At 43.5% G+C, this 15,898-nt stretch carries 9 protein-coding genes; 6 read left to right on the top strand and 3 right to left on the bottom strand.

Features of this window, described 5'->3' with window-relative positions:
* Positions 1-24: 24 nt before the first annotated feature.
* The 3 genes from BSCG_RS20665 to metG all read right to left on the bottom strand — a co-directional run bounded on the left by BSCG_RS20665 (position 25) and on the right by metG (position 4,633).
* Positions 25-1,077: a hypothetical protein gene (locus BSCG_RS20665; RefSeq protein ID WP_008775232.1), complete on the bottom strand. Its 1,053-nt coding sequence runs from the start codon at positions 1,075-1,077 to the stop codon at positions 25-27.
* Positions 1,064-2,521 carry a lipopolysaccharide biosynthesis protein gene (locus tag BSCG_RS20670; protein WP_008775231.1) on the bottom strand — a complete coding sequence of 486 codons (1,458 nt, stop codon included), beginning with the start codon at positions 2,519-2,521 and terminating at the stop codon, positions 1,064-1,066. The genes BSCG_RS20665 and BSCG_RS20670 overlap by 14 nt, the downstream gene beginning before the upstream one ends.
* Positions 2,522-2,593: 72 nt before the next feature.
* Positions 2,594-4,633 carry a methionine--tRNA ligase gene (gene metG / locus BSCG_RS20675; protein WP_004317103.1) on the bottom strand — a complete coding sequence of 680 codons (2,040 nt, stop codon included), beginning with the start codon at positions 4,631-4,633 and terminating at the stop codon, positions 2,594-2,596.
* Between the two features lie 935 nt (positions 4,634-5,568).
* Between metG and BSCG_RS20680 the strand changes: the two genes are divergently transcribed.
* The 6 genes from BSCG_RS20680 to BSCG_RS20705 all read left to right on the top strand — a co-directional run bounded on the left by BSCG_RS20680 (position 5,569) and on the right by BSCG_RS20705 (position 15,866).
* Entirely contained in the window at positions 5,569-7,629 is a 2,061-nt protein-coding gene (locus BSCG_RS20680) for an acetate--CoA ligase family protein (protein WP_008775229.1), read from the top strand.
* 99 nt (positions 7,630-7,728) lie between these two features.
* A complete protein-coding gene (locus BSCG_RS20685) occupies positions 7,729-11,745 on the top strand; it encodes a hybrid sensor histidine kinase/response regulator transcription factor (RefSeq protein ID WP_008775228.1) in 4,017 nt (1,338 codons plus the stop codon).
* A 56-nt stretch (positions 11,746-11,801) separates the two neighbouring features.
* Complete coding sequence (locus BSCG_RS20690) at positions 11,802-12,809, top strand: family 43 glycosylhydrolase (protein ID WP_008775227.1); 1,008 nt, start codon at positions 11,802-11,804, stop codon at positions 12,807-12,809.
* A gap of 39 nt (positions 12,810-12,848) precedes the next feature.
* On the top strand, positions 12,849-14,144 hold the full coding sequence (locus BSCG_RS20695) for a Gfo/Idh/MocA family oxidoreductase (protein ID WP_008775226.1): 1,296 nt from the start codon (positions 12,849-12,851) through the stop codon (positions 14,142-14,144).
* A complete protein-coding gene (locus BSCG_RS30415) occupies positions 14,141-14,386 on the top strand; it encodes a hypothetical protein (RefSeq protein WP_004296583.1) in 246 nt (81 codons plus the stop codon). Before BSCG_RS20695 ends, BSCG_RS30415 begins: the two co-directional genes overlap by 4 nt.
* A gap of 61 nt (positions 14,387-14,447) precedes the next feature.
* Complete coding sequence (locus BSCG_RS20705) at positions 14,448-15,866, top strand: Gfo/Idh/MocA family oxidoreductase (protein ID WP_004296582.1); 1,419 nt, start codon at positions 14,448-14,450, stop codon at positions 15,864-15,866.
* Positions 15,867-15,898 lie beyond the last annotated feature (32 nt).

The raw sequence follows: 15,898 nt of genomic DNA, 5'->3' as shown, positions 1-15,898 counted from the left end.
TGTAGTAATTATATTGCTAAGTTACTATAACTTTAAGTTTCCTTGCATAAATTCGGTGGCCACTCGCCCGCGTCCCGGAATGGGGAGAACGGATGCTTGCGGAAAGTCCTTGAGCAGACAGTCTGCCGGATTGATCTCCGGATAGAACTTCTTCAACAGGAACAGGCTGGGACCGGTGGTGATACTTCCTATAAAGACGGAAGCATCCATCAATAGCTGTATCGAGCAGAGGAAACGTGCCATTTGCTTCTGTTTCAGTTCTTTGGTGGTCTGTGTGAAAGCGCTGTTGACATATCCTTTTTCGTCGGGGCTGCAAAGGGTGTACCAGTGTATGTCCGGGGCAAGGGTTTGCAATTGCTCGAAGAGGCGGTAGTCGTCGGTCAATACAAAGACGTCGCGGATGGCTGTTTTTTCTTTGATGAGGCGTATGTAATGTTCCGGTGGAAGCAGGTTGGTTTCGGTGATCTTGTCTCCTCCGCGTATTTGGCATCCTGCGTATTGAGGCGGAAGTTGCAGGCTGGCGGCAAATTGGAGACATTCCTGTGCGGTGGTGTCGTTGAGTTTCCAGGTGATTTCCGTCAGCTTTTGGAAGGTGTGGAGGTAGTCACCGTCTATTCCCAGTTCGGGGATATGGAAATGCTGGTTGGGGTTGAACGTCACTTGAAAGTTGAGTCGGACCGGTTTGCCATACGTGAAGAAAGCAAGGGCTTTTCCGATGATGTTCTTACAGGTTACTTTCAGTTTCCATTTCAGTAACTTCGTCTTAGGCAGCTTTTTGTCTTTCATCAATGCCTGCCAGGAGGGGAGGCGATGGGTGTTATAAGTGTGATGAAACGGTTCGTGCACTTGCTCGCAGAAGGGGGCGAAACAATCTTCCCAACCTTTTTCCCATCCGAAGTTGGCGTCGTCGGAGTAGAGCTTGAACTGTATTTTGTGTTGCAGGCAATAGAGCATTGCATGGAGCATATAGGTATATTCGGTAAAGAATCCGGCGTCTATACCTATGTGATAGATCATCGTCTTTTTGAAAGAATTATTCAGAAGGCGGTATTTGGTGGCAAGATCATTGGGGTTCATGTGTCTTCTTTTTGATGAAATACTGGATGCTTTCTTTAAAGGTGACCGAACGGCTGCCCCACATGGCGGCTACGTAGAGTGCTGCTGCGAGCACTATCTTGCTTGCCAGGCGGAGATAGATATTCTCGATGGAGCGGGTGGAATAATAGGTGATTACCATAACGGTGGCGGCAATGACAGCGTATGGAAGTATGTCTATCAGTGCATGGCGCAGCTTTAGTCCGATTTCTTGCCATACGAAGTAGTGCCACGTCAGTAGCCACAGTATATTGGTGGATACATAGACGGCGAGCATGGCATAGATCCCGTGTGAATGGACTAACAGAACGCCTGACAGTAGAATAATGCCGAGCGCTATGGTGTTCCACATATAGATGCGGGATTTTCCTTTGCTGATGATGAGTTGCTGATAGAGGTATGCGATGGGAGTGAAGGCTCCGCTGATACACAGAATCTGCATGATGGATATGCTGGAATACCACTTGTCGGTGATGGTGATGGTAATCAGTTCTTCTGATACGATTCCCAGTCCGAGCATGGCGGGAAACGAGATGAAAGCGGTGAAACGCAGCATTTTGCGGAATACCCGTTTTTGCCGTTCAAGGTCGTCCGACACTTTGGTGAGTACCGGTTGCGCCACTCCGTTTATCATGCCGGATATAAAGAGCTGTCCCATGCCGCACCATTTATTGGCCTGGTTGTAATATCCTACTTCCTTTTCGGTGTAGAACTTACCCAGTATCACAGAGAACAGGTTGTTGTTGATGTGATTGAATACATTGGTTACCAATAGCTTTCCGCTGAATCCGAACATTTCCTTAATCGGGGTGAAATTGAATTGCAAGCTCGGTCGCCAACGGGTAAAATGCCAGTAACAGGCTGTGTTGACGGCTACATAAACGATGCTTTGCGTGGCAATACCCCAGTAAGAGAAACCGAAGTAGGCAAGAGTGACTCCGGTGATTCCGGATACGGTAAGCCCGATAACGGAAGACAGGGCCCGCTGTTTCACCATCAGGTTTCGCAGAAGATAGGCACTGTGGGATATTCCCAGGCTGGCTATGAAGAATCCGATGAAGGAATAACGTGCCAGCGGTGTCAGTTCGGGAGTATGGTAAAAATCGGCAATGAGCGGTGCGCACAGGAATAACAGCAGATACAAGGATAAGCTGATGGCTGCATTGAACCAGAAGACAGCATTGTAATCGTTATGTGTCACTTCCTTCTTGTTGACAAGGGCGGCTGTGAAACCGCTCTCCTGTATCGAACTGGCAATGAGGGAGAAGATAGCCAACATTCCCACCATTCCATAGTCTGCCGGAGTGAGCAACCGTGCGAGGAATATTCCGAAAAGCAGGTTTAACAACTGCTGTATGCCGTTGCTGAATCCTCCCCAAAATAGTCCTTTGGCTGTCTTTTCTTTTAGTGACTGATTCTCGCTCATGTTATTTGCAAAGAATACATGAAAAGGCTATGCGCAATGATAGCTTTTCATGTATTCCCTATTTAAGTTTTATTATTTTACTTCGCTACCCGGCTTCACCTCACGTCCCGGCATGATAACTGCCAGACTGCCGTCGTTGTTTTCGGCACTTAGAATCATGCCTTCGCTGACGATGCCTTTCAGTTTGCGTGGAGCAAGGTTGGCGATGAAGCAAACCTGTTTGCCTACCAGTTCTTCCGGTTGATAATGCTTGGCAATACCCGATACGATAGTACGTGTTTCCAGTCCGTCGTCGATTTTGAATTGAAGCAATTTATCCGCTTTCGGCACTTTCTGACATTCAAGAATGGTACCTACACGGATATCCAGTTTCGTGAAGTCGTCGAATTCGATGTTCGGGCGGATAGGATTAGCCTTGTAGTTGGCTTCTTCGTTTGCTTTCTTTGTATCGAGCAATTTTTGTACTTGTGCTTCGATAGTAGCGTCCTCAATCTTTTCGAACAATAATTCCGGTTTGTTCAATTGGTGACCTACAGGCAGAAGGTTGTCACGTCCCAGTTCAGACCATTCGAAAGTATTCATGTTCAGCATTTTGCGGAGTTTTTCCGAGCTGAACGGCAGGAACGGATCGAAAGCGATGGCAAGGTTGGCAACCAGTTGCAGGGAGATGTTGAGGATGGTACCTACACGCTCCATATCTGTTTTTGCCAGTTTCCACGGTTCAGTGTCGGCCAGGTATTTGTTGCCGATACGTGCCAAGTTCATGGCTTCTTTCTGTGCGTCGCGGAATTTGAATACGTCGAGCAGTTTTTCCACTTCTGCTTTTACGTCTGCAAATTCTTTCAGCGTTTCCTTGTCGTAGTCGGTCAGTTCACCTTGTGCAGGTACGCGCCCGTCGAAGTATTTTTGAGTCAATACCATTGCACGGTTCACGAAGTTACCGTATACGGCTACCAGTTCGTTATTATTGCGTGCCTGGAAGTCTTTCCAGGTGAAGTCGTTGTCTTTCGTTTCCGGTGCGTTGGCGGTCAGTACGTAGCGGAGTACGTCCTGTTTGCCGGGGAAGTCCGCCAGGTATTCGTGCAACCATACAGCCCAGTTGCGGGAAGTGGAGATTTTGTCTCCTTCGAGATTGAGGAATTCGTTGCTCGGCACGTTGTCCGGCAGGATATAGCTGCCTTCTGCTTTCAGCATGGCGGGGAATACGATGCAGTGGAACACGATGTTGTCTTTCCCGATGAAATGGATCAGGCGGGTTTCAGGATCTTTCCACCATGTTTCCCAGCTGTCGGGGAGAAGTTCTTTGGTGTTGGATATGTAGCCGATAGGTGCGTCAAACCATACATAAAGCACTTTTCCTTCTGCTCCTTCTACGGGAACAGGGATACCCCAGTCGAGATCACGGCTCACGGCACGTGGTTGCAGTCCCATGTCGAGCCAGCTTTTGCATTGGCCGTATACGTTGGGACGCCATTCTTTGTGATCTTCCAGAATCCATTTGCGCAGCCATCCTTCGTGCTTGTCGAGAGGAAGATACCAGTGTTTGGTTTCTTTCATCACCGGTTTGCTGCCGCTGATAGCACTTTTCGGGTTGATAAGATCCGTAGGAGAAAGTGAGGTTCCGCATTTTTCGCATTGGTCGCCGTAAGCACCTTCGGAATGGCAGTGGGGACATTCTCCAGTGATATAACGGTCGGCAAGGAATGTTTTTGCTTCCTCGTCGTAATATTGTTCAGACGTTTTCTCGATGAATTCGCCTTTATCGTACAATGTTTTGAAGAAATCCGAAGCCAATTGGTGATGCGTCGGCGAAGTGGTGCGGCTATACACGTCGAATGAGATACCGAATTCTTCGAATGATTTTTTTATCAGCGAATGATAACGGTCTACTACATCCTGCGGAGTAATTCCTTCTTTCTTGGCACGAATCGTGATAGGTACCCCGTGTTCGTCCGAACCTCCGATGAATAATACATCTTCTTTTTTCAGACGCAGATAACGCACATAAATATCTGCCGGTACGTATACACCAGCCAAGTGACCGATATGGACAGGACCGTTCGCATACGGCAGTGCCGATGTGACGGTGGTTCTTTTGAATTTCTTTTCCATTATATAGTGTGATTTTTGTTGTTTTCAACTTTGCAATGTGCAAAGATAGTGACTTTTCACCACAGATTACACGGATTAACACAGATTATTTCATTGAAAAGTGGTCACAGAATGAAACAGGAACGTTTCGTAATAAAAAACAGGTAAAAAGAAAGTGTTTTACCCTGATATAAGTTGGCTAGAAAATAGCCAATTTGTATCGGGGTATTTTTATATTTTCTATTATGTTCTATTTTTAAGATTGAAACAGATTAGGAGTATCTAAACTGTATTCTAATAAAAGAAGTGACGTATAAAATACTGTATGAATATGCGGAATAAGTCATCTTTCTTGAATACAAATGAGTGAATATTCATGATTGTTGATAGAATCATGAATCATTTCTTTTAAAGGAAGACTTCGTTCCTTTTAAAGAAACGGTTTATTGGTCAGTGAGAAGTGCTTCCTTGCTTTTAAACGAAAGGACAAAAGGGTATTTAGAATACTTGTTTTGTGCTGGTTGCTGTCGAATAGGTAACATGTGAGTTGTTTCTATTTGAACTTATATTTGCAATAATCTGCTCCTGAAATTAGGAATTTTGCCTTTTTGATGTTGAATCGAATGATTTAAAGTCTGTTTTGTGTGAATATGGATTATGCGACTTGCTTATCCTTCAAGTTTTCCAATATACTCCGGACTCATCTTGTATATTTTTGATTCTGTATGAGTTTTATGTCCATTTTTTCTGCATAAAGTGATATTCTGTTCTAATGATAAGAATTACATGGTAAGATTATAGCTTTGCATTTCAATAAGTCAGTATAATCTATATAATTTCTTGCTCATTTCCTCTTTTATCATCTATTTCCATCTATATTTCTCCCCTTTTTCTTTCTTTTTTCTCGTAAGAAAGAATATATTTGTACCTAAGTTAAACGAAAACCAAAGCATGATATGATAACAACCCAGTTGCTTCGTCCTGAAAGTATTGTCGTAGTAGGGGCATCGAATAATGTGCATAAGCCGGGTGGCGCAATATTAAAGAATTTGATAAACGGAGGTTATCGGGGAGAACTTCGGGCGGTGAATCCGAAGGAAAAGGAAGTGCAGGGAGTTCCTGCCTTTGCGGATGTGAACGATCTGCCGGACACAGATCTGGCGGTGTTGGCTGTGCCTGCCTTGATGTGTCCTGATATGGTGGAAACATTGGCTAGCAAGAAACAAACCAGGGCATTTATCATACTCTCGGCAGGTTTTGGTGAAGAAACCCACGAAGGGGCGCTGTTGGAAGAATGTATTTTGGAAACAGTTAATAAATACGGCGCTTCACTGATTGGTCCTAATTGCATTGGATTGATGAATACATGGCATCATAGTGTATTCAGCCAGCCGATTCCTAACTTAAACCCCAAAGGGGTGGACTTGATTTCCAGCTCCGGTGCTACGGCGGTATTTATTCTCGAAAGTGCCGTAACAAAAGGTTTGCAGTTCAATTCAGTCTGGTCGGTGGGAAACGCCAAGCAGATCGGTGTAGAAGATGTATTGCAATTTATGGATGAGAACTTCGATCCCGAAAAAGATTCTCATCTGAAACTACTCTATATTGAAAGTATTCAGAATCCGGACAGGTTGTTATTCCATGCTTCGTCTTTGATTAGAAAAGGGTGCAAGATTGCGGCAATCAAAGCCGGAAGTTCGGAGAGCGGAAGCCGGGCGGCATCTTCCCATACAGGAGCAATCGCCAGTTCCGATTCGGCAGTAGAGGCTTTGTTCCGTAAAGCAGGCATTGTGCGTTGCTTCTCTCGTGAAGAATTGACTACTGTGGGTTGCGTGTTTACTTTACCCGAATTGAAAGGAAAGAATTTTGCCATTATCACTCATGCCGGAGGGCCGGGAGTGATGCTGACAGATGCGTTGAGTAAAGGCGGACTGAATGTGCCTAAGCTGGAGGGAGAAGTAGCCGAGGAACTAAAAGCCCAACTATTCCCCGGTGCTGCCGTCGGAAATCCTATTGATATTCTGGCTACCGGAACACCGGAACATCTGCGCCTTTGCATTGACTACTGCGAGGAAAAGCTTGACAATATAGACGCCATGATGGCCATCTTCGGAACTCCGGGATTGGTTACTATGTTTGAAATGTATGATGTGCTTCACGAAAAGATGCAGACTTGCAAGAAACCGATTTTTCCCATTCTTCCTTCCATTAATACAGCCGGAGCAGAGGTTTCCGCCTTCCTGGCAAAAGGGCATGTGAATTTTGCAGACGAAGTGACCTTGGGTACTGCCCTTTCACGTATCGTCAATGCTCCTAAACCGGCAGTTCCTGAAATAGAACTGTTCGGAGTGGACGTTCCGAGGATTCGTCGTATTATTGATTCTATTCCGGAGGATGGTTATATCGCTCCCAATTATGTACAGGCATTGTTGCACGCTGCCGGTATTCCGTTGGTAGATGAATTTGTTTCCGACAATAAAGAGGAGATAGTAGCTTTTGCCCGTCGGTGCGGATTTCCGGTAGTTGCCAAGGTTGTTGGTCCTGTGCACAAATCAGATGTCGGCGGTGTCGTTCTGAACATTAAAAGTGAGCAACATCTGGCACTGGAATTTGATCGTATGATGCAGATACCTGATGCAAGAGCAATTATGGTACAGCCGATGCTGAAAGGTACGGAACTGTTTGTTGGCGCAAAATATGAAGAGAAGTTCGGCCACGTGGTACTTTGTGGTTTGGGAGGTATTTTTGTGGAGGTGCTGAAAGATGTATCTTCCGGTTTGGCTCCGCTTTCTTACGAAGAAGCTTATTCAATGATTCATTCTTTGCGTGCTTATAAAATCATTCAGGGAACACGTGGGCAAAAGGGAGTCAACGAAGATAAATTTGCTGAAATTATTGTCCGTTTGTCCACTTTGCTACGTTTCGCTACAGAGATCAAAGAAATGGATATAAATCCGCTCTTGGCAACGCAAAAGGCCGTTGTAGCAGTTGACGCGCGTATCAGAATAGAAAAATAGGACTATTCTTTCATTCATTGAGACATATTTACTATCTTTCCGCTGTGATTTTGCCTACATTTGGTAACTCAAACGGAAGGATAGAAAACACGTATGTTTATGAAGAAAGTTCTCATATTTTTAATCTGTTTAATCGGCTATCAGATCGGCTGCCATGCGCAAATGGCGGACGAGCATTATTATTTCAAAAATCTTAGTGTACAGAACGGGTTATCTCAAAATACGGTCAATGCGATTTTGCAGGATAAGCAGGGCTTTATGTGGTTCGGCACAAAAGATGGTTTGAATAGATATGACGGTTTGTCATTCCGCAAATTCAAACATGATGACCGCACACGGCGGAGCATTGGTAATAATTTTATCACAGCTCTTTATGAGGATGCAAAAGGAAATATCTGGGTAGGTACGGATGTAGGACTTTATATCTATAATCCGGAAAAAGATTCTTTCCGGCATTTTGCTGAATTGAGCGCAGAAAACACGAAAATAGAGCATACCGTAACTGCAATCTCCGGAGACAACAAAGGATGTGTCTGGGTAGCGGTAGAGTCGCAGGGGCTATTTTGTTATGATCTGGAGGAAGGAATACTCCAGAACCACACATTGAAGAACTTTTCTTTTATCTCCACCAATGTCCAGTCTTTTGTTTTCGATAATAGCGGAACCCTTTGGATTGGCTGCTATGGCGATGGACTTTTTTATTCGAAAGACCGTTTGCAAACCCTTCATCCTTATGTATCACCTGTAGACGATCAAAAAACTTATGAGAATGATGTCGTGATAGGCCTGGTGAAAGGAGCATATAATTGTCTATATATAGGCTCTTTAAAAGGAGGAGTGAAAGAACTGAACCTGACCTCTAACAAACTGCATGATTTACTCTCTAAAGATGAAAGTGGAGAGTCTGTTTTTTGTCGTGAACTGCTGGTTGCTTCTGACAATGAATTGTGGATTGGTGCAGAATCGGGACTCTATATTTATAATCTCCGAATGGGTAAGTATGTTCATTTGCGCAGTTCGATCAACGACCCTTATTCTTTATCCGACAATGCTATTTATTCATTGTGTAAGGATCGCGAGGGTGGCATCTGGATTGGCTCTTATTTTGGCGGTGTGAATTACTATCCTCGTTTTTATACGTATTTCGAGAAATATTATCCCAAAGGGACTGATAATGGTTTGCGTGGGAAACGAGTACGTGAGTTCTGTCAGGATAATCAAGGTATTTTGTGGATTGGTACGGAGGACGGTGGTCTGAATCGTTTCAACCCCAAGACCAAAACATTCTCCTTCTTTACGCCCAGTAGTGCTTTTACCAATGTGCATGGTTTATGTTTAATTGGAGATCATCTTTGGGTAGGAACCTTTTCAAAAGGAGTGAAAGTAGTAGATACGCGTACGGGAGCTATCGTGAAAACCTATCAGAAAACGGATTCTCCCCGTTCATTGATAGATAATAGTGTTTTCTCTATTTGCTGCACAACGACTGGTGATATTTACTTGGGAACTTTGTTCGGCTTGCTCCGATATAATAAACAGTCTGATGATTTCGACCGGATACCGGAACTGAACGGTCGGTTTGTGTATGACATAAAGGAGGACTCCGGAGGAAATCTATGGTTGGCAACTTATGCTAATGGAGCCTATTGCTACAATGTGAGTGAAAAGAAATGGAAGAATTATTTGCACGATGAAAATAATCCGAAGAGCCTTCCGTATGACAAGGTCTTGAGCATCTTTGAAGATTCTCACCGGCAAATCTGGCTGACTACCCAAGGAGGAGGATTCTGTCGTTTTCAGCCGGATACGGAGACATTTGCCAACTATAATTTATCTGCTGGTTTGCCGAATGATGTCGTATATCAGATTGTAGAAGACAAGGACGGTCTTTTGTGGTTGACAACCAACAACGGTTTGGTCTGCTTCCAGCCCACAACCGGAGTGATGAAAGTATATACCACTTCCAATGGATTGTTGGGCGACCAGTTTAATTATCGTTCGAGTTTTGAGGCCGAGGATGGTACGATTTATTTGGGTAGTATCGATGGATTTATCGCTTTTAATCCCAAGAATTTCTCGGAGAACAAGTTTCTCCCGTCTATTGTAATTACTGATTTCTTTCTGTTTGGAAAGGAAGTATATGCTGGTGAACCGGGCTCTCCGTTGGAAAAGAGTATCACTTTCTCTGACCAGCTTGTTCTCCAGTCTAATCAGAATTCTTTCTCTTTCCGTGTAGCTGCGCTGGATTTTCAGGCTCCTAAGACAAGTCGGATTATGTATAAGTTGGAAGGCTTTGATACAGACTGGTTGACAGTTGGTGAAAGCCCTATTGTTACCTACTCCAATCTTCGATATGGTGATTATACCTTCCGGGTGAAAGTTGCCAATAGTGATGGAGTATGGAGTGACGATGAAGTGATATTGGAAGTGCATATTCTTCCTCCTTTCTATCTTTCTATATGGGCGTATTGTGTGTATGTTTTGCTGATTATTGGCTGTTCTTTATATACAGTTATGTATTTCAAGAGGCGTAGTAACAACAAACACCGCAGGCAGATGGAAAAATTCGAGCAGGAGAAAGAACGTGAAGTTTACCATGCAAAGATTGATTTCTTTACCAATGTGGCCCATGAAATACGTACGCCGTTGACATTGATTAAAGGTCCGTTGGAAAACATTATATTGAAGAAACAGGTTGATGCGGAAACACGGGAAGACCTGAACGTAATGAAACAGAATACGGAACGATTGTTGAACCTGACTAACCAGTTACTTGACTTCCGTAAAACGGAAAGTCAGGGATTCCGTTTGAATTTTGCGAAATGTAATGTAACGGAGGTCTTGAAGGAGACTCATGTACGTTTCACTTCCCTTGCCAAACAAAAAGGTTTGGAATTCACCTTGCAAGTGCCTGAAAAGGACTTTTATGCACATGTGAACCGGGAGGCGTTTACGAAGATTATCAGTAATTTGTTGAACAATGGGGTGAAGTATGCTGAAAGCTACGTACACATATCTTTGGAAGTGCCGGAAGCGGATGATAATAATTCATTCCGTATTCGTACAGAGAATGATGGGGTGATTATTCCCAATGAGATGAAGGAGGAGATATTTAAACCTTTCGTTCGTTTCAATGAAAAAGAAGACGGAAAAGTGACCACTGGAACAGGAATCGGCTTAGCTCTTTCCCGTTCATTGGCAGAACTGCATCAAGGAACCCTGGCTATGGGAGCAGGGGAAGAAAATAATACCTTCTGTCTGACTTTGCCGATCGTTCAGGATATGACAATAACCTTAACACCGGAACCGGAAGTTGAAATAGACAGGATGAATGAAATTCCTGTTGGAGAGACGGAAAAGAAAGATAATCGGCCTACAGTGCTGGTTGTAGAAGATAATCCGGATATGCTTGCCTTTGTAGTGCGTCAGCTATCGAAAGAATATACTGTATTGACTGCCACTAATGGTGCGGAAGCGTTGCAAGTGTTGGATGGTAATTATGTGAACTTGGTGGTTAGTGATGTTGTGATGCCTGTGATGGATGGTTTTGAATTGTGTAAGACGATCAAGTCAGATTTGAATTATAGCCATATTCCCGTTATTTTGTTGACTGCGAAGACGAATATCCAGTCTAAGATAGAGGGAATGGAACTGGGAGCAGATGCTTATCTGGAGAAACCTTTTTCTGTGGAATATTTACAGGCTTGTGCTTCCAGCCTTATTCAGAATAGGGAGAAACTGCGCAAGGCTTTTGCACAGTCTCCTTTTGTGGCAGCCAATACGATGGCGTTGACAAAAGCTGACGAAGATTTTATAAAGAAGTTGAATGAGGTTATCCAGGTGAATTATAGTAATCCGGAATTTAGCATGGATGATATGGCGGATAGCCTGAATATGAGCCGTTCTAATTTCTATCGGAAGATAAAGGGAGTCTTGGATTTGAGTCCGAATGAATATCTTCGACTGGAACGTTTGAAGAAGGCTGCTCAATTATTGAAAGAAGGAGAAAACCGGGTAAATGAGATTTGCTATATGGTAGGGTTTAATTCTCCGTCTTATTTTGCCAAGTGTTTCCAGAAGCAATTTGGAGTGCTTCCAAAGGATTTTGTAAGTTAATATTAATTTATAGCTATAAAGATAAGGTAAAAAGGAGCTTTTAAAAGAATGATTTGATGAAAAAGTATGTAAATTTGTTCGTTTTCGTATTCATGATAGGTGCTTGTCTTTCGCAGGGGAGAGCACAGACAAAGTCTGCAGTGAGTTATAAGAATCCGGTTGTAGATATTGCCATGCCCGATCCTACGGTGATTAAAGCTGCAGATGGTTATTTTTATGTGTATGCTACCGAATCTACCAGAAACGTTCCGATCATGAAGTCGAAAGATTTGGTGGAATGGACGTATTGCAACACTGCATTCACGAATAAAACTCGTCCCAGATTTGAACCTAAAGCTGGAATCTGGGCACCTGACATTAATTATATTAACGGTAAATATGTGCTTTATTATGCAATGTCAGTGTGGGGAGGAGAACAAACGTGTGGAATAGGGGTAGCTACGGCCAACTCTCCGCAGGGACCTTTTACGGATCATGGTAAGATGCTCCGTAGCAATGAGATTGGTGTACAGAACTCGATCGATCCTAGTCTCCTGCAGTATGAGGGGAGAAACTATTTGGTATGGGGCAGCTTCCGGGGAATATATGTTATTGAACTGACTGCGGATGGGTTGTCGATCATGCCGGGAGCGAAAAAAAAGAGAATAGCGGGAACTGCTTTTGAAGCTGTTTATATCCATAAGCACGACGATTATTATTATATGTTTGCCTCCATAGGAAGTTGTTGTCAAGGAGTGAAAAGTACATATAAAGTCGTAGTGGGACGTTCCAAGAAAGTATGGGGCCCGTACAAAGACAAGACTGGTAAACCGATGTTGAAAAATGGTTATTCTTTGGTGATAGGTGCGAATGATCATTTTGTAGGCAATGGGCACGGTTCGCAGATTATCCGGGATGATGCCGGACAAGACTGGCTTCTGTATCATGGATTTTCAAGATCAACTCCGGAGAACGGACGTATTCTGTTGTTGGACCAGATCAAGTGGGACCATGAAGGTTGGCCTTACGTAGAGGGAGGATCTCCTTCTTACGAAACACAAAAAGCACCTGTATTTAATAACTGATTTTCAAATAAACCAATTATAATCTTAAATACCACAAGCATGAAACATACCCCTATTAGCAGGCGGGATTTTCTAAAGAATTTAGGCATAGCCGGGGCTGGCACTCTTCTTGCTGCAAGCCCTTGGCTTTCTGCTTTTTCGGAGGTGACGAACACCTCAAACGAAAAGTGCCGTCTGGCAATAATCGGTCCTGGTTCCCGGGGACGTTTTTTAATGGGATTTCTGGCTAAGAACCCCAAAGTCGAGATCGTAGCATTGTGCGACATTTATAAACCGTCTATCGAGAGCGCATTGGAACTTGTGCCTAATGCCAAAGTGTATGGTGACTACCGAGAAGTGCTGGAAGATAAGTCGATAGATGCCATACTCGTAGCTACCCCTCTTAGTTCGCATTGTAAAATCGTCTTGGATGCTTTCGACGCAGGAAAGCATGTGTTCTGTGAGAAGTCAATAGGTTTCACGATGGAAGAGTGTTACCGTATGTATCAGAAGCATCGTAGCACGGGAAAGATTTTCTTCACAGGACAACAGCGTCTGTTCGATCCTCGTTACATTAAAGCAATGGAGATGATTCATGCAGGTACCTTTGGTGAAATAAATGCCATCCGTACTTTCTGGAATCGGAATGGGGATTGGAGACGTTCGGTACCTTCACCCAATTTGGAACGCCTGATAAATTGGCGTCTTTACAAAGAGTTCTCAAAAGGACTGATGACGGAACTCGCTTGCCATCAACTTCAGATCGGAAGCTGGGCTTTGCGTAAGATACCCGAAAAGGTGATGGGACACGGTGCCATCACTTATTGGAAAGACGGCAGAGATGTGTATGACAATGTGAGCTGTGTATATGTGTTTGATGATGGGGTAAAGATGACATTTGACTCTGTCATTTCCAATAAATTCTATGGACTGGAAGAACAGATCATGGGTAATCTTGGAACGGTAGAACCGGAAAAGGGAAAATATTACTTTGAAAGTGTAGCTCCTGCACCGGCCTTCCTGCAAATGGTGAATGACTGGGAAAACAAAGTGTTTGACTCTCTGCCTTTTGCCGGAACAAGCTGGGCGCCGGAAACAGCAAACGAAAACAAAGGAGAATTCATTATCGGAGAACGTCCCAAGAGCGATGGTACATCATTGTTGTTGGAAGCTTTTGTTGAGGCCGTCATAACACAAAAACAACCTAAAAACATCGCAGAAGAAGGGTATTATGCAAGTATGCTCTGTTTGTTGGGACATCAGGCATTGGAAGAAGAACGGACACTCTATTTCCCTGATGAGTATAAAATAGACTATCTGAACCATCAATCTGTAAAAACACCCGAAGCAATATGAAAGACACGATTGTAACCGCACGACGTAAGAAAATTGAGTTAATCACTTTACTCGTTTGTTTCGTAGTATCTAATTTGATACATCTTTATGCAATTATTGCTTATCATGCGCCATTTACGGAGATGATAACGTCTATTTTTTATATAATTATATTTACTTTTGTGCTTTATGCTTGTTGGGGGATTTTGCGCCTTTTATTTTATGGAATGCAAGCACTATTTAAAAAGAAGGGCAGGAGTTGATAGTTTTCCTATATAATTTTAAAAGAAGAACTTAATCAATATCAATGAAAATGAATAATTTATGGTAACACGAAGGGATTTTTTGAAAACGATGTCGATGGCTTCAGCCGGATTGGCATTAGGAACCGGTGATTTATTACATGCGCAAACCGCTTCACCTAAAAAAGGAAGAGGTGACAAAGTGAAAATTGCTTATATCGGCATTGGTAACCGTGGAGAGCAGATTATTGAAGACTTTGCACGGACAGGTATGGTGGAAGTGGTGGCTTTATGTGATGTAGATATGGGTGCCAAACATACACAAAAGATAATGGCTAAATATCCGAAAGCAAAGCAGTTTAGGGATTTCCGCCAAATGTTTGATAAGGCCGGTAACGAATTTGATGCTGTAGCAATTGCTACTCCTGACCATTCGCATTTTCCGATCAGTATGCTGGCTTTGGCTTCCGGAAAGCATGTATATGTGGAGAAACCGTTGGCACGTACTTTCTATGAAGCGGAACTGTTGATGCAAGCTGCGCTTAAACGTCCGAACCTGGTTACTCAAGTAGGAAATCAGGGACATTCTGAAGCAAACTATTTTCAGTTTAAAGCCTGGATGGATGCAGGAATTATCAAGGACGTTACTGCTATCACTGCCCACATGAATAACCCGCGCCGTTGGCATAAGTGGGACACTAATATCTATAAGCTTCCTTCGGGACAGCAACTGCCGAAAGATCTGGACTGGGACACTTGGCTCGGAGTTACTCCTTATCACGAGTATAATAAAGATTATCATTTGGGACAATGGCGTTGTTGGTATGATTTTGGTATGGGTGCATTGGGCGACTGGGGAGCACATATCCTCGACACGGCTCACGAATTCCTGGAACTGGGATTGCCATACGAAGTCACTATGCAATACGCAAATGGACATAATGATTATTTCTTCCCATATTCTTCCACGATTCTCTTCCGTTTCCCGCAACGTAAAGGAATGCCACCGGTAGATATTACCTGGTATGATGGTCTGGATAATCTTCCTCCTATTCCTGCTGGTTATGGAGTTTCGGGATTAGATCCGAACATCCCGGTAACTAATCAGGGAGATACTCCGAAATCTAAGTTGAATCCTGGAAAAATCATTTATACTAAGGATTTGATCTTCAAGGGTGGTAGTCATGGAAGCACTTTGTCTATTATTCCGGAAGAGAAAGCCAAAGAGATGGCAGACAAGTTGCCGGAGGTTCCTAAAAGTCCTTCCAATCACTTCGAGAATTTCTTGCTGGCATGTCAAGGTATTGAAAAGACACGCTCGCCGTTCGAAATCAATGGTGTGTTGAGCCAGGTATTCTCACTGGGTGTGATGGCTCAACGACTTAATACACAGTTGTTCTTTGACCCTCGTACGAAGCAGATTACAAATAATGAATTTGCTAATGCAATGCTGGCGGGACTTCCACCGCGTAAAGGTTGGGATGAATTTTATAAATTATAAATAGAAAATAGCCTTTTCCATTCCTTCTTCGA

Source organism: Bacteroides sp. 2_2_4 (genome assembly GCF_000157055.1).
Taxonomy (GTDB): Bacteria; Bacteroidota; Bacteroidia; order Bacteroidales; family Bacteroidaceae; genus Bacteroides; species Bacteroides ovatus.
Note: the sequence above shows the minus strand (reverse complement) of the source record. Positions and strands in the feature narration are given on the sequence as shown.